This window comes from Falsiroseomonas sp. HW251 (genome assembly GCF_050563545.1).
Lineage (GTDB): Bacteria > Pseudomonadota > Alphaproteobacteria > Acetobacterales > Acetobacteraceae > Falsiroseomonas.
The window spans coordinates 271,446-289,817 of the sequence record NZ_JBNXUM010000004.1 but is presented as its reverse complement, the minus strand read 5'-3'; the positions used below and the strand labels follow the sequence as shown (position 1 = coordinate 289,817).

The 18,372-nt window shown below is 72.4% G+C and carries 18 protein-coding genes; 15 read left to right on the top strand and 3 right to left on the bottom strand.

Going from position 1 to position 18,372, the window contains the following annotated elements; translation table 11 throughout:
• Positions 1-76 precede the first annotated feature (76 nt).
• The gene (gene ctrA / locus ACLF3M_RS06820; protein ID WP_430656151.1) at positions 77-811 is read right to left on the bottom strand and encodes a response regulator transcription factor CtrA; all 735 of its coding nucleotides are present in this window, start codon (positions 809-811) and stop codon (positions 77-79) included.
• A 117-nt stretch (positions 812-928) separates the two neighbouring features.
• On the opposite strand from ctrA, the gene ACLF3M_RS06815 reads away from it, so the two are divergent.
• The 12 genes from ACLF3M_RS06815 (at position 929) to ACLF3M_RS06760 (ending at position 12,918) form a co-directional block, all read left to right on the top strand.
• Positions 929-2,287, top strand: coding sequence for a FliI/YscN family ATPase (locus ACLF3M_RS06815; RefSeq protein WP_430656117.1), 1,359 nt, complete (start codon positions 929-931; stop codon positions 2,285-2,287).
• A complete protein-coding gene (locus ACLF3M_RS06810) occupies positions 2,277-2,666 on the top strand; it encodes a flagellar FliJ family protein (protein WP_430656116.1) in 390 nt (129 codons plus the stop codon). Before ACLF3M_RS06815 ends, ACLF3M_RS06810 begins: the two co-directional genes overlap by 11 nt.
• Before the next feature lie 202 nt (positions 2,667-2,868).
• Positions 2,869-4,464 (top strand): amino acid adenylation domain-containing protein, encoded by a 1,596-nt coding sequence (locus ACLF3M_RS06805; protein WP_430656115.1) that lies wholly within the window; start codon positions 2,869-2,871, stop codon positions 4,462-4,464.
• A complete protein-coding gene (locus ACLF3M_RS06800; protein ID WP_430656114.1) occupies positions 4,464-4,745 on the top strand; it encodes a hypothetical protein in 282 nt (93 codons plus the stop codon). The genes ACLF3M_RS06805 and ACLF3M_RS06800 overlap by 1 nt, the downstream gene beginning before the upstream one ends.
• Before the next feature lie 7 nt (positions 4,746-4,752).
• The gene (locus ACLF3M_RS06795; RefSeq protein WP_430656113.1) at positions 4,753-5,811 is read left to right on the top strand and encodes a GNAT family N-acetyltransferase; all 1,059 of its coding nucleotides are present in this window, start codon (positions 4,753-4,755) and stop codon (positions 5,809-5,811) included.
• A 13-nt stretch (positions 5,812-5,824) separates the two neighbouring features.
• On the top strand, positions 5,825-6,841 hold the full coding sequence (locus ACLF3M_RS06790) for an LLM class flavin-dependent oxidoreductase (RefSeq protein WP_430656112.1): 1,017 nt from the start codon (positions 5,825-5,827) through the stop codon (positions 6,839-6,841).
• A 2-nt stretch (positions 6,842-6,843) separates the two neighbouring features.
• Entirely contained in the window at positions 6,844-7,842 is a 999-nt protein-coding gene (locus ACLF3M_RS06785; protein WP_430656111.1) for a methionyl-tRNA formyltransferase, read from the top strand.
• A gap of 433 nt (positions 7,843-8,275) precedes the next feature.
• A complete protein-coding gene (locus tag ACLF3M_RS06780; protein ID WP_430656110.1) occupies positions 8,276-8,557 on the top strand; it encodes a hypothetical protein in 282 nt (93 codons plus the stop codon).
• Positions 8,558-8,569: 12 nt separating this feature from the next.
• Positions 8,570-9,649, top strand: a complete 1,080-nt coding sequence (locus ACLF3M_RS06775) for a GNAT family N-acetyltransferase (protein ID WP_430656109.1) — start codon at positions 8,570-8,572, stop codon at positions 9,647-9,649.
• On the top strand, positions 9,646-10,728 hold the full coding sequence (locus ACLF3M_RS06770) for an LLM class flavin-dependent oxidoreductase (RefSeq protein ID WP_430656108.1): 1,083 nt from the start codon (positions 9,646-9,648) through the stop codon (positions 10,726-10,728). The genes ACLF3M_RS06775 and ACLF3M_RS06770 overlap by 4 nt, the downstream gene beginning before the upstream one ends.
• Positions 10,729-10,789: 61 nt before the next feature.
• On the top strand, positions 10,790-11,113 hold the full coding sequence (locus ACLF3M_RS06765; protein ID WP_430656107.1) for a hypothetical protein: 324 nt from the start codon (positions 10,790-10,792) through the stop codon (positions 11,111-11,113).
• 242 nt (positions 11,114-11,355) lie between these two features.
• Positions 11,356-12,918 carry a calcium-binding protein gene (locus tag ACLF3M_RS06760; RefSeq protein ID WP_430656105.1) on the top strand — a complete coding sequence of 521 codons (1,563 nt, stop codon included), beginning with the start codon at positions 11,356-11,358 and terminating at the stop codon, positions 12,916-12,918.
• Between the two features lie 52 nt (positions 12,919-12,970).
• Here ACLF3M_RS06760 and hppD read toward each other — a convergent pair whose 3' ends face one another.
• Positions 12,971-14,080, bottom strand: a complete 1,110-nt coding sequence (gene hppD / locus ACLF3M_RS06755; RefSeq protein ID WP_430656104.1) for a 4-hydroxyphenylpyruvate dioxygenase — start codon at positions 14,078-14,080, stop codon at positions 12,971-12,973.
• A 110-nt stretch (positions 14,081-14,190) separates the two neighbouring features.
• Between hppD and ACLF3M_RS06750 the strand changes: the two genes are divergently transcribed.
• The 3 genes from ACLF3M_RS06750 to ACLF3M_RS06740 all read left to right on the top strand — a co-directional run bounded on the left by ACLF3M_RS06750 (position 14,191) and on the right by ACLF3M_RS06740 (position 16,317).
• Entirely contained in the window at positions 14,191-14,670 is a 480-nt protein-coding gene (locus ACLF3M_RS06750; RefSeq protein WP_430656103.1) for an Lrp/AsnC family transcriptional regulator, read from the top strand.
• An 88-nt stretch (positions 14,671-14,758) separates the two neighbouring features.
• Positions 14,759-15,256, top strand: a complete 498-nt coding sequence (locus ACLF3M_RS06745; protein ID WP_430656102.1) for a hypothetical protein — start codon at positions 14,759-14,761, stop codon at positions 15,254-15,256.
• A gap of 11 nt (positions 15,257-15,267) precedes the next feature.
• Entirely contained in the window at positions 15,268-16,317 is a 1,050-nt protein-coding gene (locus ACLF3M_RS06740; protein ID WP_430656101.1) for a Gfo/Idh/MocA family protein, read from the top strand.
• Positions 16,318-16,429: 112 nt separating this feature from the next.
• Here the strand turns inward: ACLF3M_RS06740 and ACLF3M_RS06735 are convergent, their stop codons facing one another.
• The gene (locus tag ACLF3M_RS06735) at positions 16,430-18,346 is read right to left on the bottom strand and encodes a hypothetical protein (protein ID WP_430656100.1); all 1,917 of its coding nucleotides are present in this window, start codon (positions 18,344-18,346) and stop codon (positions 16,430-16,432) included.
• Positions 18,347-18,372: the final 26 nt, after the last annotated feature.

The following is an 18,372-nucleotide window of genomic DNA, read 5'->3' as shown; positions in this document are numbered from 1 at the left end:
TCGGACAGGGTTTCTTCCCTGTCCGGCGGGGGATCGCAAGGGTGGGCGGTTCGGGGCTGGGTTGCGCCGCGCGCGGTCAGGCGACCGCGGCGACGGCGCGGGCCAGGTCGGGCGGGGCGATGGTGATGCGGCCCTGGCCGCTGGGGTCGCGCAGCACGTAGCCGCGGCCCCAGACCGTGCCGATCAACTCCCCGGCGCCGGCCTGGGCGAGCTTCTTGCGGAGCTTGCAGATGAAGACGTCGATGATCTTCACCTCGGGCTCGTCCATGCCGCCATAGAGGTGGTTCAGGAAGGCCTCCTTCGTGAGCACCACGCCCTTGCGGAGCGTCAGCAGTTCGAGGACGGCGTATTCCTTGCCGGTGAGGTGGACGTTGCGGCCTTCGACCTGGACCTCGCGCGAGCCGAGGTTGAGGGTCAGCGGGCCGACGCTCAGCGTCGGCTGGCTGAAGCCCTTGGCGCGGCGGACGATGGCCTGGATGCGGGCCACCAGCTCCTGCTGGTCGAAGGGCTTGGTGATGTAGTCGTCGGCGCCCATGCCGAAGCCGCGGACCTTTGCCTGGGGACGGGTGAGGCCGGAGAGGATCAGGACGGGCGTCTCGATCCGGGCGGCGCGGAGGCGGCGGACGACCTCGTAGCCCTCCATGTCCGGGAGCATGAGGTCGAGGACGATGATGTCGTAATCGTAGAGCCGGGCGAGTTCCAAAGATTCTTCACCCGTATCAGCCGTGTCGACAATCATCGCGGCTTGCTTCAGCGCCAGGGAGACGCCCCGGGCGACAATCGTATCGTCTTCAACCAAAAGGACACGCATTGACGGTACCTCCACATCCCAGGCGTGCAAACTGAGCCGCCTGAACACGAAATGAAAGCCCTTTTTTTAAGAAAAAACGGAAACTGAAGGTTAAAAAGTCCAAAAAATGCGATTCGTATGAACAAACAAAACGTTTCGACTTTCCTGGCAAGGCAGTCCCTCGCCCAAGCCCTGCTCGCGCAGGTTGAAATCGCTGCCGCCGAGGCCAGGCTCCGCGCCGTCAGCGCCCTCGCCCTCGAGACCGAGGGGTTCCGGCCGCCGCCGGCGCTCGGCGATCGCCTGCTCGTCGGCGACACGCTCGCCGAGATCGTCGCCACCGGACCCGACGGCGCCAGAGCCCTGCCGCTCGGCCGCAGCCGCGCCCGCGCCGGGGAAGTCGCGCGCCTGCTCGGCCCGCCGCGGCTATCCCCCTCCGACGCCTGGCTCGGGCGCGTGCTCGATCCCCTCGGCGCGCCGCTCGACGGGCTTCCCGCCCCGGCGCCGGGGCCGCGGCCGCGCGCGCTGGAGGCGCCACCGCCCGCCCCGGGACGACGCGCCAGGCTCGGGCCGCGCGCCGCGCTCGGCGTGCGCGCCCTCGACCTCTTCGCGACGATGCGCGAGGGCCAGCGGCTTGGGCTCTTCGCGGCATCCGGCATCGGCAAGTCCACGCTGCTCTCCATGCTGGCCGCCGCGCCGGGCTTCGACGTCGCGGTGCTCGGCCTGGTCGGCGAGCGCGGGCGCGAGCTGCGCGAATTCGTGGAGGACGACCTCGGCCTCGCGGGGCTCGCGCGCAGCGTCGTGGTCTGCGCGACCTCCGACGCGGCCGCGCCGCTGCGGCGGGAGGCCGCGCTGGCGGCGATGACCGTCGCCGAGCATTTCCGCGACGAGGGGAAGCGCGTGTTGCTGCTGCTCGACAGCGTCACGCGCTTCGCGCTGGCCTGCCGCGAGATCGGGCTGGCGGCCGGCGAGCCGCCGGCCACGCGCGGGCATCCCCCGAGTGTCTTCGCCGAACTGCCGCGCCTGCTGGAACGCGCCGGGCCGGGGGAGGAAGGCGCGGGGGAGAAGACGGGCTCGATCACGCTGCTGGCCACCGTGCTGGTCGAGGGCGACGACCACGACGAGCCCATCGCCGACGCCGTGCGCGGCATCCTGGACGGGCATGTCGTGCTGGACCGCGCCATTGCCGAGCGCGGGCGCTATCCCGCGGTGGACGTGCTGCGCAGCCTGTCGCGCACCGTCCCCGGCTGCCTCGAGCCGGAGGAAGCGGCGCTGCTGCGGAGCGCGCGCGCGATCCTGGCGCTGGCGGCCGACATGGCGGACATGGTGCGGCTCGGCGCCTACCGCGCGGGGACCGATCCGGCGGTGGACGAGGCGCTGCGCCTCGCCCCGCGCATCGAGGCGCTGATCGCGCAGCGCCGCGACGAGACGCGGGAGGATGTCGCCGCCGCCTTTGCGCGCCTCGCGGAGGCGATGGAGGATCCGCGCGATGCCGCGTGATCCGCTGGCGGTGCTGGCGCGGCTGCGCCGGCTGGAGGTCGAGCAGGCGCGGCGGATTCTGGCGTCCCAGCAGGAAGCGCTGTCGGCGGCGGCGGCGCGCGCGGCGGCGGCGGATGCCGCGCTGGATGCGGAGCGGCACGGCGCGCCGGCGGATTACGCGGCCTTCCTGCCGAAGGGCCTGGCGGAACGCGAACGCGCGGCGCAGGCGCTGCGCCGGGCGCAGGGCTCGCTCGAGCTCGCGCGCATGGCGCTGGCGGATCGCCGCACGCGGCAGCGCGCGGTGGAGATGCTGGCGGAGGGCCGCGCCAATGCCGCGCGCCGGGACGCGGCGCGGCGCGAGCAGCTCGGCCTCGACGAGCACGTCGCCGCGCGGCGATGAAACCGGCGCGCCGCCAGACGCATTTCGTCCGGTTTCCCCCACGTATCACGGGCGTGATGATTGCCATTCCGTGTCGCACGCATGTGTGACTCCGACCACCGGCGCCGCGCTGTTATCCCGCTCACGGGCCGCAGCGACCGTCGCGGACCGCAGAGACAGCCGCCGCGAAGGCGGGCTTTCCGACAGCACAGGGGGTGCGCGCGTGGGGCCGCAGGGTGCCGACAACCTGACCGCGATGCTGCTCGACGCCGCCGCGCGGTGGCCGCGCCGCACCGCGCTCTTCGTGCAGGGAACGGCGATCGCCTATGACGAGCTGTTCGACCGCGCCGCGCGCCTGTCCGGCGCGATCGCGGCGACGGCGGGGCCGGCGCGGCGCTGCGCCATCCTCGGCGCGCGCAGCCTGACGGCGTTCACCGGCGTGCTCGGCGCGCTGCTCGCGCGATGCGCCTATGTCCCGCTCAACCCGCGCCATCCGCCCGACCGCATCGCCGGCGTGCTGCGCCAGGCCGGCGCCGCGGTGGTGGTGGTGGACGAGGCCGCGATGCCCGCCGCGCGCGCGCTGGCCGAGGCCTCACCGCGGCAGCCGCTGACGCTGGTGATGCCGGACGCGACCGCCGCGCCGGACTGGGCGGCGCGGCTGCCGCATCGCGTGCTGACGCGGGCCGACCTGTCCGCGCCCGGGGCGCCGCTCGCCGCCGCGCCCAGCGACGCGGCCTATCTGCTCTTCACCTCGGGCAGCACCGGCGAGCCCAAGGGGGTGGAGGTGCGGCACCGCAACCTCGTCGCCTATCTCCGCGCCGCCGCCGCGCGCTACGCGCCCGGGCCGGAGGACCGCTTCAGCCAGTTCTTCGAGCTCGGCTTCGACCTCTCGGCACACGACATGTTCCTGTGCTGGACCGCGGGCGCGGCGCTGCATTGCCCGCCGGCCGAGGTGCTGATGGCGCCGCGCGACTTCGCTCGCCGGCACGAGCTGAGCTTCTGGTTCTCCGTCCCCTCCACCGCGAGCTTCATGGAAAGGCTGCGCCTGCTGCGCCCGGGCGACTTCCCCGCGCTGCGCTGGGCGCTGTTCTGCGGCGAGGCGCTGCCGACGCGGCTCGCCCATCGCTTCGCCGAGGCCGCGCCGAACGCGACGGTGGAGAACCTGTATGGCCCGACCGAGGCGACGATCGCGATCACGGCCTGGCGCCTGCCGCGCGACCCCGCCGGGTTGCCCGGGGGACTGCCCGACATCGCCCCGATCGGAGAGCCGCTGCCGGGCGCGCGCGCGGTCGTGCTCGGCCCCGATGGACGGGAGGCCGCGCCGGGCGAGGCGGGCGAGCTCTGCCTCGGCGGCGCGCAGGTCACAGACGGCTATCTCGCGCGGCCCGCGCTGACGGCCGAACGCTTCGCGCCGCCCGCCGTCGCGGACGCCGCCGGAACGCGCTGGTACCGCACCGGCGACCGCGCGCGGCGCGATCCCGTCCACGGGCTGGTCTTCCTCGGCCGGATGGACCGGCAGGTGAAGATCGCGGGGCACCGGATCGAGCTGCAGGAGATCGAGGCCGCGCTGCGCCGCGCGACGGGCAGCGACCTCGCCGCCGCCATCGCCTGGCCGGTGGATGCGGACGGGCTCGCGCGCGGGGTCGTCGGCTTCATTCCCGACGGCTTCGCGACCGACGAGGAGGTGCTGGCGGCCTGCCGGCGCATCCTGCCGCCGACGGCGCTGCCGTCGCGGCTGCACCGCGTGGCCGCCTGGCCGGTGAACGACAACGGCAAGACCGACCTCGGCCGCCTGCGCGGCATGCTGGAGGGACATTGATGCTGGACGACCGCGCCTCGCGCCGCGGCCGGGTGCTGGATCTGCTGGTCGGGGCCTTGCGGCGCCATCCTGCCGCGGCCTCGGCGGCGGTTGCGGAAGGGACGCGGCTGCTGGAGACCGGCGTGATCGATTCCACGGGGCTGCTCGACGTCATCCTGGAGGTGGAGGCGGAAACCGGCCTGTCCTTCGATCCGCTGCGGCTCGACCTCGAGGGCGGGCTGACGCTCGGCATGCTTGCCGACGCCTTCCTGCCGGCCGATGCCGAGGCCGCGTCGGGATGACGCCGGCATGACGCTGAGCCTGCGGCCGCTGGATGCCTCGGCGTATCCCGCCTTCGAGGCGCTGCTGGCCGAGGCCTGGGCGCGGAACTGGGATGCGGGGCTGCAGCGGGACCTCGCGGCCTGGCGCTACCGCGCGCGGCAGGACGATGGCGGCACCTGGCTCGCCTTCGACGGGGATCGCTGCGTCGCGCTGCTCGACAGCTTCGTCAGGCCCTGGCTGCTGGACGGCAGGCCGGTGACGCTGCGCGAGACCTGCGACTGGTATTGCGCGCCGAGCCACCGGCCCGCGGGGCTCGGCATCGCGCTGATGCGCCGGATGATGCAGCAGAGCGAGCCGATGCTGTCCATCGGCGGCACGGCGGCGACGCTGTCGCTGCTGCCGCGGCTGCGCTGGGCGGCGCTGCCGCCGATGCGTGCCTTCGTGCTGCCGGTGAAGGCGCGCGGACTGGCGGGGGGGCTGCTGCGGCGGCGCTGGCCGGCGCAGGAAGGGCTGGCGCGCGCCATCCCGGGCTTCCTGCCGCTACGCCCGCCGCGCGCCGCCGCGCCGCCGGGCGACGCCGCGCGGATCGAGCCTTGGGATCCCGCGGAGGAGGCGCCCGTGCCGCAGGCACCGGGTCTGGTCCAGCTGCTGTCGCGCCCGGCGCATGAATGGCTCTGCCGCGTGCCGGCCACGCTGGCGCGGCCGGTGGCGCTGCTGTTCCGGCTGGGCGGCGTCGCGGTCGGCGCGTCCTTCTCGCTGCTCGCGCCCGCCGTGGCGGGGCAGGAGGCGACAATCGTCCGCCTGCAGATCGCCGAGGCGTCGCAGGCCATCGTGGACTGGGTGGTGGCGGAGACCGCGCTGGCGCTGGCCTCCCTGGGCGCGGGGCTGATCCGCTGCCTCGCCGGCGCGCCGGCCACGGTCGCAGCGCTGGAACGCGCGGGCTTCCTGGCCGCGACGCCGCGCCCGGTCTTCTGGTGGTCGCGCGACCTCGCGCCGCCTTCCGCGCTGGATGCGGGGTTCCTGCGCGCCGACGACGCCGTGCCGCTCGATGCGCTGCGCGGCCGGCGCCTGGCCGCGATTGCCTGAGGAGAAGCACGCGATGTTCGGCGACGCGATCGAGGTCTTCACGACCTGCCCGCAGTCCAAGGACCACGCGCCGCGGGACTATCCCGGCCGCGTGCTGGAGGTCGCGTCCTGGTCCGACGCGGCTGGCTGCGCGGGGATGCTGGTCTATACCGACAACGCGATCGTGGACCCCTGGACCGTCGCGCAGGAGGTGATCCGCGGCACGAGGCGGCTCGCGCCGCTGGTCGCGGTGCAGCCGGTCTACATGCATCCTTACGCCGCGGCGAAGAAGGTCGCCTCGCTCGCTTTCCTGACGGGGCGGCGTGTCTGCCTGAACATGCTGGCGGGCGGCTTCCGCAACGACCTTCTCGCGCTCGGCGACACCACGCCGCATGACGAGCGCTACGCCCGCACGGTGGAGTATTCGCGGGTGATGCAGGGGCTTCTGGCCGGCGAGGCGGTGAGCCTCGAGGGCCGGTACTATGCCGTGAAGGGGCTGCGGCTGGCGCCCGCCCTGCCGCCGGAGCTCGCGCCGGGCTGGCTGATCAGCGGATCGTCGGAGGCCGGGCGCGCCGCGGCGCTCGCGATCGGCGCGGTCGCGGTGGAATACCCGGAGCCGCCAGCCAAGGCCGCCGCCGCGCCGGTGCCGCCGGGGCTGCGGCGTGGCGTGCGCGTCGGCATCGTCGCGCGGCCCGACCGGGAGGCAGCCTGGCGCGTCGCCTGGTCGCGCTTTCCCGCGGACCGCCGCGGGCAGATCGCCGCGCAGCTCGCGATGAAGACGAGCGATTCCGTCTGGCACCGCCAGCTCTCCGGCCTGGCGCAACAGGCCGGCGCGGAGGAGGTCTACTGGCTCTGGCCCTTCGAGAACTACAAGACCTTCTGCCCCTACCTCGTCGGCGACGACGCCAGCGTGGCGGCCGAGATCGCGCGCTACGTCGCGATGGGGGCGAGGAGCTTCATCCTCGACATCCCGCGGGAGGAACGCGACCTCGAAGATGCCGCGCGCGTCTTCGCGCTGGCCGGACGGATGGCCGCGCGCGTCCCGGCCTGAGCGTGGCGTCCTTCCTCGTAGTCGGCGAGGGCTTCGCGGCGGCGCAGCTGTCGCGCGCCATCGCGGCGATGCCCGGCGCGCGGCTCGCGGGCCATGCAAGCACGCAGCCCAGCGAGGGCGGGATTGAGGCGGCGTCGCTGGCGCGCGCGGACGGAATCGCGGCGGTGCGCGCGCTGGCGCCGGACTGGCTGGTCTCGATGAACTCCACGCTGGTGCTGCCGGCGGCGCTGCTCGACCTGTTCGACGGGCGTGCGCTGAATGCGCATCCCGGCCCGCTGCCGGAGTATGGCGGGCTGCACGCGCATCAATGGGCGATCCGCCACGGCGCGCGCGACTTCGGCGCGACGCTGCATGTGATGGAGACGCGCGTGGATGCCGGCCCGATCGTCGCGGCGTCGCGCTTCCCGATCCGCGACGACGACACCGGCCTCACGCTGTTCCGCCGCGCGCTGGGCGAGGCCGCGCGGCTGGCGGCGGAGGCGGCGGCGCGCATCGCGGAGGGCGGGACGCTGCCGCGCATGCCGCAGGACCTGTCGCGCCGGCGCATCTTCCGCCATCGCGATGCGCTGGACGGGCGTATCGACTGGACCTTGCCCGCGCGCGCGGTCGCCGATTTCGTGCGCGCGGGCAACTACGAGCCCTTCCGCTCGCCGAGCTATGTCGCGGCGATGCAGGCGCCAGGCGGTGAGGTGGAGGTGCTGCGGACGGCGCCGGCGGGCAGGACGGACGCGGCGCCGGGCGCCGTGGCGGCGCTGGACGAGGCAGGGCCGGCCATGGCCTGCGGCGACGGCCAGGCGCTGCGCGTCACGCGGGCGCGGCACGCGGGAAGGCTGCTCGACGAGGCGGGCTGGCGACGGCTGCTGGGCCGGCCGGGCGGCGGCCGACGCCCTCCCGGCCCTGGCTCCGACGCGTGCCCGATCCTCTCGGCGCGGCATGGCGGTGTCGCGGAGAGCGGCGCCTGCCGCACCGCGCCGACGGAGCAAGCGCCGAAGGGCGGGTGACCGCTGACGGTGTCGGCGGATTCGAGGTGAGATGTCGGCGTTGCCAAAAGTAAATAACGTCGACAAAACGATCGGCGACACCCGCTGATTTCCGGAAGATGACGTGGAGTAAAGACGTGTCGCGTGCTTTTGCGTGCGGCGGCGACATAGCACGCGTGTGTGACTCGGGCAGCGCCGTGCAGGTCTGTTATTCGGCACGAGCGAGAATCGTTCGGATCACTACGTCGAAGGACCGCAGGATGTCCGCGGTCTTGCGGATATCTGTGCCGTGTCATTGCTGGCCCGGCCAGCATCGGGGGTGCGTCTTGGGGCCGTCGGATTATTCCTGCCTGATCGCGACACCGCGTCATGCCGCCGTGCGATGGGCGCGGCGGGCCGCGCGCCAGGTCGAGCGCGCCGTCATCATCCCTGCGGAAATCCTGGAGTGACGCGCATGCTCGACGAGGGCCTGTCAGGCCGGAGAGAGCGGATCCTCGACATGCTGACCCTGGCGGTGCGGCAGCATCCCGGCGCCGCCGGCGTGCCGCTGACGCCGGAGACGCGCCTGCTGGAAGCCGGCGTCGTCGATTCCGCCGCGCTGCTCGACGTGATCCTGGACGTCGAGGCGGCCTGCGGGCTGAGCTTCGATCCGCTGCTGCTCGACCTGGAAGGCGGGCTCACGCTCGGCATGGTCGCGGACGCCTTCCTGTTGGACGCAGATGCGGAGGCCGGCTGAGGTGACCCCGCGATGCCGCTGAGCCTGAGGCCGCTCGAGCCCGCCACGCGCCCCGCATTCGAGGCGCTGCTGCGGGAATCCTGGGAGCCGAGCTGGGACGACGCCATCCAGCGCGAGATCGTGGCCTGGCGCTATCGCGAGCGGCCTTCGGATGGGCGCACCTGGCTTGCCTTCGACGGTGAGCGCTGCGTGGCGATGATCGACAGCTTCGTCAGGCCCTGGCTGCTGGACGGCAGGCCAGTGATGCTGCGCGAGCATTGCGACTGGTACTGCGCGCCGAGCCATCGCCCGGCCGGCATCGGCGTCGTGCTGATGCGCAAGCTGATGCAGCAGAAGGAGCCGATCGTGTCGGTGGGCGGAACGCCGCCGACGCTTGCGTTGCTGCCGAAGCTGCGCTGGGCGGCGATGCCGTCGCTCGATGTCCGCTACCTCCCGATCAAGGCGCGCGGCCTGGCGGCGGGGCTGCTGCGCCGTCGCTGGCCGGAGCAGGAGGCGCTGGCGCGCGCCATCCCCGGCTTCGTGCCGCTGCGTCGCCCGCGCCCCGCGCCGCCACCCGGACCCGATGCGCGCATCGAGCCATGGGATCCCGCGGAGGAGGCGCCGACGCCGCGCGCGGCGGGGCTGGTGGAGCTGCTGCCGCGGGCCGAGCATGACTGGATGCGGCGCATCCCGCCGACGCTCGGGCGCCCGCTCAGCCTGGCCTTCCGGGTCGCCGGCGCGCTGGTCGGCGTGTCCTTCTCGCTGCTCGCGCCGGCAGCGGCGGGGCTCGAGGGCTTCATCGTCCACCTCCAGCTCGCCGATGGCACGCAGGCCACCGCGGACTGGGTGGTGGCCGAGACGGCGCGCGCGCTGGCGCGTGACGGGGCGGGGCTGATCCGCTGCCTGGCGGGCGATCCGGCCAAGACCGCGGCGCTGGAGCGCGCCGGCTTCCTCGGCGCGCCGCCGCGGCCGGCCTTCTGGTGGTCGCGCGACGTGCCGGCGCCGGCCTCGATCGACGGCGGGTTCCTGCGCGCGGACGACTTCGTGCCGCTCGCGCTGCTGCGGGGCCGACGGCTTTCGGCGCGCGCCATGCCGGAGCGCGCGATCGCATGACCACGGGAAGGGACAGGACGATGGGCAAGGCCGCAACGCTGGAGGTCTTCACGACCTGCCCGCATTCCCGGGATTTCGAGGCGCGCGACTACCTGCGCCGCACGCTGGAGATCGCGTCCTGGAGCGACGAGGCGGGCTGCGCGGGGATCCTGGTCTATGCCGAGAACAGCATCGTGGATCCCTGGCTCGTCGCGCAGGCCGTGCTGTGCAACACGCGGCAGCTCGCCCCGCTGGTCGCGGTGCAGCCGATCTACATGAACCCCTATTCCGCGGCGAAGATGGTGGCGTCGCTGGCCTTCCTGCATGGCCGGCGGATCTGGCTCAACATGCTGGCCGGCGGGTTCAAGAACGACCTGCTCGCGCTCGGCGACACCACGCCGCATGACGAGCGCTACGCGCGTACGGTGGAATACGCGAAGGTCATGCAGGGGCTGCTCGGCGAGACCGCCGCCTTCAGCTTCGCGGGCAGCTACTACGGCGTGCGCGGCCTGCGCATGACGCCGCCCGTGCCGGAGGAATTGCTGCCGGGCTGGCTGATCTCCGGCTCGTCCGAGGCCGGGCGCGCCGCCGCGCTGGCGATCGGGGCGACGGCGGTGGAGTATCCGCAGCCACCCTCCGTCGCCGCGGCCGCGCCGGTGCCGCACGGCCTGCGGCGCGGCGTTCGCGTCGGCATCATCGCGCGCCCTGACCGGGAGGAGGCCTGGCGGATCGCCTGGTCGCGCTTCCCCGAGGACCGGCGGGGCAAGGTCGCCGCCGCGCTTGCGATGAAGACAAGCGATTCCGTCTGGCACCACCAGCTCTCGAACCTGGCGCGGCAATCGGCGGCGACGGGCGACGTGTACTGGCTATGGCCCTTCGAGAACTACGCGACCTTCTGCCCCTATCTCGTCGGCGACGACGACAGCGTGGCGGAGGAGCTGGCGCGCTACATCGCGATGGGCGCGCGCACCTTCATTCTCGATATCCCGCGCGAGGCCGCCGACATCGAGGATGCGGCGCGGGTGCTTGCGCTGGCGGAGCGGAAGGCCGCGTCGCTGGCCGCGGAGCCGCCGGAGGTCCGGGCGCGGCTGGCCGTCTGAGCGCGACAGGTTTGGCGCGCCGCGGCGAACGGCGCTAGGCTCGCATCGGAGGGACAATCCGATGCGCCCGCGCCTCGTCGCCTGCCTCATGCTGATCGCCGCGCCAGCCGCGGCGCAATTGCTGCCGACCGCGCGCGACGAGCGCGAGCCCGATGCCGCTGTGGTGCGCGAACGCGAGGCCGCGGCGGGGGTGCGGCCCGATGCGCAGCAGAATGCGGCGCAGGGGGCGGCGGTGAACCAGCTCTTCCAGGGGCTGACCGGCACCAGCCCGAACGCGCCGGCGGCGCCGGTCGCGCCATCCGGCCCTCCGATGTCGCAGGAAGGCCCCGCGGTGAACCAGCTCCTGCGGGAGCTGACGGCGCCGAACGCGGCGCCGTCGCGCTGAGGGTTCCTCCGCGGCCGGCTTGAGCGCGGACGGGGGCGCGCTTCCGGACGCGTCGGGCTGGCGCATGCTGTCGGGCTGACGGCTCGACCGCGCCACAATGTTTCGAAACGGACGCCAGGGCGCGTGGGGCGCACCACAATCGTTACGCGCCACGCCACGCCGCGAAGTCCGCCCGCAATGCGACGCGGGCATGGTCCCTCCACCGCGCCGATCCCGGCGCAGGATCCGAAGGAGAGACCGACATGACCAAGCTCTACAACCTGCTCGACGGCCAGAACGACGTGTTCAGCGTGTCCGCAGAGACCGATGCCACGGCGATCAACGGCCTCGGCGGCGACGACAACATCGGCGGCGGCCTCGGCAACGATACGATCAACGGCGGCCTTGGCAACGACACGCTTTACGGCGGGTCGAACGGCGCCGACCTCGTGATCGGCGGCGCGGGCAATGACCGGCTGACCGCGACCTCCTCGATGAACGGGGGGCAGAGCACGCTGCAGGGCGGCACGGGCGACGACACCTACGTCGTCGGCGCCGGGCAGACCTTCGTGATCCAGGAGAACGCGAACGAGGGTACCGACACCGTCCGCCTCGGCATCCGCACTCTCGAGCAGTCCTACGCGCTCGCGGAGAACGTCGAGAACCTGATCATCGACAACGTGGTGCTCAGCGATCCGGGCGGCCCCTATGACGGGTACAAGCTGCCCTCCTGGGTGAGCGGCAACTCGCTGAACAACGTCATGCACGCCGATGCCGGGTCGCAGATCGGGATGTCCGGCGAGGGCGGCAACGACACGATGTACGGTGGCAACGGGGCCGACGGCCTGTACGGCGACGGCGGGCACGACAAACTCCTCGGCGGCACCGGCAACGACTACCTGCGCGGCGACAACGAAGCGGACACGACGACCTTCGGCAACGACACGATCGACGGTGGCGAAGGAGCCGACACGATGATGGGTGCCAGAGGCAACGACACCTATTACGTGGACAATGCCGGCGACAAGGTGGTCGAGAGCGCCGGCCAGGGCGTGGACTCGGTGATCACCACGCTCACCACCTACACCCTGGCGGCCAACGTCGAGAACCTGACCTTCCAGGGCCTCGTCGCCGTCAACGGCACGGGCAACGCGCTCGCCAACCAGATCGTCGGCAGCATGGCCGGTGACGTGCTGCTCGGCATGGACGGCCACGACCGGATGTTCGGCGGATCGGGCTTCGATGCGATGTATGGCGGCAACGGGAACGACCTGGTGCAAGGCGACGGCGGGAACGACCTGCTCTACGGCGATGCCGGGGCCGACACGCTGTCGGGCGGGGTCGGCAACGACCGCGCCTATGGCGGCGTGGGCAACGACAGCGTGGATGGCGGCGCGGGCGACGACAAGGTCTATGGCGGCGCGGGCAACGACATCCTAAAGGGCGGCGACGGCAAGGACCTGCTGGCCGGCGGTGGCGGCCTGGATCACATGTATGGCGGCGCGGGGGCCGACACCTTCCGCTTCGAGGCGGTGACCGACAGCCCCTATGGCGGCGCGCTCGACGGCGTCTGGGACTTCGAGAAGGGCGTGGACAAGATCGACGTCTCGGCCATCGACGCCAACCAGATGGCGGGGATGACCGGCAACCAGGCCTTCAGCTTCAACGCTGCGATGCCGATGTTCATCGACGCGGGCACGCTGTGGCTGCAGGAGCAGAACGGCAGCACCACGGTCTATGCCGACGTGAACGGCGATGGCGGGGCGGATTTCGGGATCTTCGTCTTCGGCGTCACCGGCCTGACGGCATCCGACTTCATCCTCTGACGAGCTGCCGGGGGAGGAGGGGGCCGGTCCCGGAGGCCGGCCCCTTCGCGCGTCAGGCCGCCGCCGGCTTGAGAACGCCTCGGCGGATCTGGTCGAGCTCGATGGATTCGAAGAGGGCGCGGAAATTGCCCTCGCCGAAGCCCTGGTCGCCCTTGCGCTGGATCAGCTCGAAGAAGATCGGGCCGATCAGCGTGCCGGTGAAGATCTGCAGCAGCCGCCCGCCTTCCGGCGTCGGCGCGCCGTCGGTCAGGATGCGGTTGGCGGCGAGGCGCGCGAGCTCATCCTTGCCGAGGTCCGGCATGCGCGTCGGCAGCAGCTCGTAATAGGTGTCGGGCGTGTCCATGAAGGCGACGCCCTGCGCGCGCATGCCCTCGACCGACGCGAAGATGTCGGTGGTGCCGAGCGCGACATGCTGGATGCCCTCGCCGTTATAGGCGCGGAGGTATTCCTCGATCTGGCTCTTGTCATCGGAGCTTTCGTTGATCGGGATGCGGATCTGGCCGCAGGGGCTGGTCAGCGCGCGGGACTTGAGGCCCGTCAGCTTCCCCTCGATGTCGAAGTAGCGGATCTCGCGGAAATTGAAGAGCCGCTCGTAGAACTGCCACCATACATCCATGCGGCCGCGATGGACGTTGTGGGTGAGGTGGTCGATGACCGTCAGGCCGTTGCCGGCGGGCCGCGGATCGCGTTCGCCGGTCCAGCGGAAGTCCACGTCGTAGATGCTGCCCTTCTCGCCGTAGCGGTCCACGAAATAGAGCAGGGACCCGCCGATGCCCTCGATGGCGGGGATGTTGAGCTCCATCGGGCCAACCTTGCCGGTGACGGGCTTCGCGCCGAGCGCGATGGCGCGGGCATAGGCCTGCGCGGCGTCGGCGACGCGGAAGGCCATGGCGCAGGCGGAGGCGCCGTGCACGCGCTGGAAGGATTGCGCGAAGCTCTCGGGCTCGGCGTTGACGACGAAGTTGATGTCGCCCTGGCGCCAGAGCGTGACGCGCTTCGAGCGGTGGCGCGCGACGGGCGCGAAGCCAAGGGAGGCGAAGGTCGACTCGAGATGCGCGGTGTCGGGGCCCGTGAACTCCACGAATTCGAAGCCGTCGGTGCCCATCGGGTTGAGGTCGGAGACGGCGCCGGCGACGGCGGTGCGGTCGGGGGGGATGTCCATGGACGCGGTTCCTTCGGGGGTGGGAGAGAAGTAGCGCAGGAGCGAAAGCGAAAAGCGGCGGAATGGGCGGCGTTGCTGGCGATCTCCGCAGGAATCCGCCAGGATGGGTCATGTCCAGGGTGAAATCCGCCACCGAGCTCGATGCCGCCGACCGACGCATCCTGCGCGTCCTGCAGCGCGACGGCCGCATCGCGGTGACCCAGCTGGCCGAGGAGGTGGGCCTTTCCGCCACGCCCTGCCTGCGCCGGATCAGGCGACTGGAGGAGGAGGGCGTGATCGCACGCTATGCCGCGCAGGTGGATCCGCGCCGCGTCGGCCTGCCGATCCAGGCCTTCGTGCAGGTCGCGCTGTCCAGCCACGCCGAGGAAGTGGCCGAGGCCTTCCACAAGGCGATCGCCTCGCGCGAGGAGGTGCTCGCGGCCTGGGCGATGAGCGGCGACATGGACTACATGCTGCATGTCGTCGCCGCCGATTTCGACGCCTATGCCGAATTCGCGCTGAAGGCGCTGCTGCGCATGCCCGGCGTCAAGGAGACGCGGAGCAGCTTCGTGCTGACCGCGCTGAAGCCGCCGGGCGCCGTGCCGGTCTGACGGCGCCGCGGCGGGTCGCCGAATCCACTTGCGCGCGGTGCCATGCCTGCCGCCTGATGGCCGGCACTCTCCGCCACGGGACAAGGCCATGCTCGGGCTTTCATTCGCCGCCTTCACCGCGCTGCATGTCGCCATCAGCCTCGCCGGGATCGGCGCGGGGCTGGTGGCGCTCGGTGCGATGCTCGCGGATCGCTGGCTCGGCGGTTGGACGGCGCTGTTCCTGGCCTGCACCTTCCTGACCTCGGCGAGCGGCTACCTCTTCCCGGCAAGCGCGGTGACGCCGGCCCATGTCGTCGGCGCCGTCTCGATCGTGGCGCTCGCCGTCGCTGCCTTCGCGCTCTATGCGCGGCAACTCGAGGGGCGCTGGCGTACGGCCTATATCCTCGCGGCGGTCGCGGCGCTCTACCTCAACAGCTTCGTCGGGCTGGTGCAGACCTTCCAGAAGCAGCCGGCGCTGGTCGAGCTCGCGCCGACGCAGACCGAGGCGTCCTTCCTCCTGGCGCAAGTGGTGGTGCTTTCGGTCTTCCTCTGGATCGGCCTTCTGCTGCTGCGGCGTTTCCCGCGCTCGGCGCTGTCGCGGCCATGATGCCGGCGACCATGCCCAGCGCCGACGCGGCAAGCCCGTCACCCCTGCGCGTCGGCATCCTCGGCGCCGCGAACATCGCGCGCGCCTTCGCCCGCGGCGTCGCGGGATCGGCGCTGGCCTCGGTCGAGGCTGTGGCGAGCCGCGGCGCGGCGAAGGCGGAGGCCTTCGCGGCCGAACTCGGCATTCCGCGCGCGCTGCCGTCCTACGAGGCGCTGCTGGCGGATCCCGCGATCGAGGCGGTCTACATCCCGCTGCCCAACGACCTCCACGCCGAATGGGCGATCAGGGCCTGCGCGGCGGGGAAGCACGTGCTCTGCGAGAAGCCGATCGCGATCGGGGAGGCCGATGCGCGCGCCATGTTCGACGCGGCGCGCCGGCACGGCGTGGTGCTGCGCGAGGCCTATCCCTACATGGCGCAGCCGCAGACCGTCGAGCTGCGGCGCCTGCTGGCCGAGGGCGCGGTCGGGCGCGTGCAGATGATCACGGCGGCGTTCGGCTTCCGGCTGGTGACGACGGACGGCGCGCCGGTCGGCGATCCCGCGAATATCCGCCTGCTGCCCGACCGCGGCGGCGGCGCGCTGCTCGATGCCGGCACCTATGCCGTCAGCCTCGCGCGCATCGCCGCGGGAGAGCGCCCGGCGCGGGTGCAGGCGACGCGGCGCCTGGCAACGACGGGGGTGGATGCCGCGGTGGCGGCGACGCTGGAATTCCCCTCCGGTGCGATCGCGCAGGTGAATTGCAGCATGGCGGTCGCGGCGCATCGGCACGCACTGGTCGTCGGCGACGCCGGCGTGATCGAGACCGGCTATTCCAACCATGCCCTGCCGGGTGCTTCGACGCTGCCGCTGCGCGTGCGTCGCGGCATCCAGGGCACGCTGCCGATGGAGACGATCGACCTGCCCGCCGGCGACGGCTTCCGCCTCGAGGCCGAGAGCTTCGCCTCGCTGGTCCGCGGCGGCGGCGAATGGCATGGCGCGAGCGAGGCGGAATCGCTCGACATCGCGGCGACGCTGGCGGCGATTGCGCGCAGCGCGCCGGACGGCGAATGGGCGCAGGTCTAGACACCTATCGGGCTGACTGTCGTCAGCCCGATACGGGTCCAGCTTTCCTTGGCCCGGCGATTCACGGCTTGGCGTGCCCACCTTCGGTGAGCACATTCCGGCCGATCGCGGGCTAGCCGATCAGCGTATCGCCGGCTGCGGCCGTGGCCGACAGGCCGGCGACGCCGGGCATCCAGACGAGCTCCGCGGGCGCGTCGAGGAAGCGCACGGAGGTGCCGGCAGCGGTCTCGTCCAGCGTCACGCGGTCGGGGGCGATGCCCTGTAGCACCAGCTGGTCCTGGCCGGGCGTGAATCGCTCGATCGTGTCGACGTCGTCGCCGGGTGCGTGCAGGAAGCGGTCCTGCCCCGCGCCGGCGCGCAGCACGTCGCCGCCGAGCACGCCGTAGCCGTCGCCCTTCTGGACTAGCCGGATGCCGTCGAGCAGCATGTCGTTGGAATCGGTGGACGTCTTGTCCGGCTGGAAGCCGATGATGCGGATCTCGTCGAAGGACTTGATGCCGAGGGCGGCGGCATCCAGCGTGACATGGCCGGTGCCGGCATTGATCGGCGCGCCGATGTCGGCGAGCCGCGCCGCCGCGCCGGTCGGGTCCTCCGAGGTGAAGTCGCGCCGCAGAAGCCGGTGGCCGTGGTCGTAAATGGCGATGCGCACGACCTCGCCGAGGCCCGGGCCGCGCTCGTCGCTGAAGAAGGCGGAGAGGTCGAGGCGCGCGGCGATCGCCTCCGCCCCGAAGCGAACGGCCAGTACGTCGTGGCCGTGCACCAAGCCGGTCTCGGGCGTCCAGAGCTGGTACTCGCCGATCTCGAGATTGCGGATGTCGCGGCTGTAGGTGACGAAGCCCGGCCCCTGCGCGACGCCGAGGCCGTTGAACCAGGAGATCGCGTAGGGGGTGAACGTGCTGCCGAGCAGCGGCTCGGGGTAGGGATCGCGCGGCGCGCCCGCGGCATTGCCGGAGAAGAACTGGGCGCCCGCGATGTCGTCGGGGCTGTCCACAACCGAGGATCGCGCGGCGGCGGTGCCGGCGCCGATCGTGGCCTTCAGCCGGAAGCCGGTGAGACCCGCGGCGGCCGCATCGTCCAACCAATCCGCGAGCAGGGCGTCGGTGGTTGTGGGCGTCAGGCCGAGGTTGAAGACCGGCCCGTCGCCGTAGCCCAGCGAGACGACCCGCGCATCCGCGTAGAAGCGTCCCGCATCGGGCCCGCCCGCGACCTCGGTCGCGGCCAGGCTCGCGCCGGCGTCGAAGACGTCGTCGCCCGCGCCGAGCGCGGCCGTGACCAGCGTGCCGGCGCCGTCCGTCTGCAACCCCATTGCCGTGTTGGTTCCAGGCGAAAGGAGAACGCGGTCCGGCAATGGTGAGCCCAGCACGGCGAAGCTCGTCTGCCCGGTGCCGTCGGATGCCTGGGCGAGATGCAGGTCCACGCCGCGCAGGCTGCCGCGCGCATCCACCTCCCCGGACTGGGTGTTGTCGAGGTAGAGCCGCAGCGGCGCGACGACCTCGCGTGCACCGGCGGGGCTGTCGGTCCTGATCCGCACATCCGGGAAGTTGCCGAGCAGCAGCGCGTAATCCCCGGCATCGCCGTCGAAGCTCAGTTCCACCGAGGCGATGGCGCCACGGTCGGCGTCGCGCAGGTGCAGGTCGTAGAGATGCGAACTGTCCTCGAAGCCGCCGGTGCGCGGGTAGACCGGGATGCGGTCGAGCAGCGCGGAAGGGAAGCCCTCCAGCGGGAAGCCCAGCGCCACCGGCGGGTTGTCCGGCCCGGGCGGGCCGCCAAGCAGCACGTAGCCCATGTTCTGCCAGAAGACGGCAAGCGGCACCGGCGGGCTTATGGGGGGCACGAAGGGGCCGAGCCACAGGTGTTGCAGGCTGTTTGCCGTGGTGAAGACCTCTTCCTCCATGCGGAAGGGTTCTCCGGGCGGCGGCTCGTAGGATGCCTTCGGCACCTCGGTCGGAATGCCATCCACCACGCCCGGCAGCGTGCCGTCCGTGCTGCCGCCCCAAGCGTCGCGGAAGATGCGGATCTGTGCTGCCATGTCGCGCCTCCGTCCGTGTCGGATGG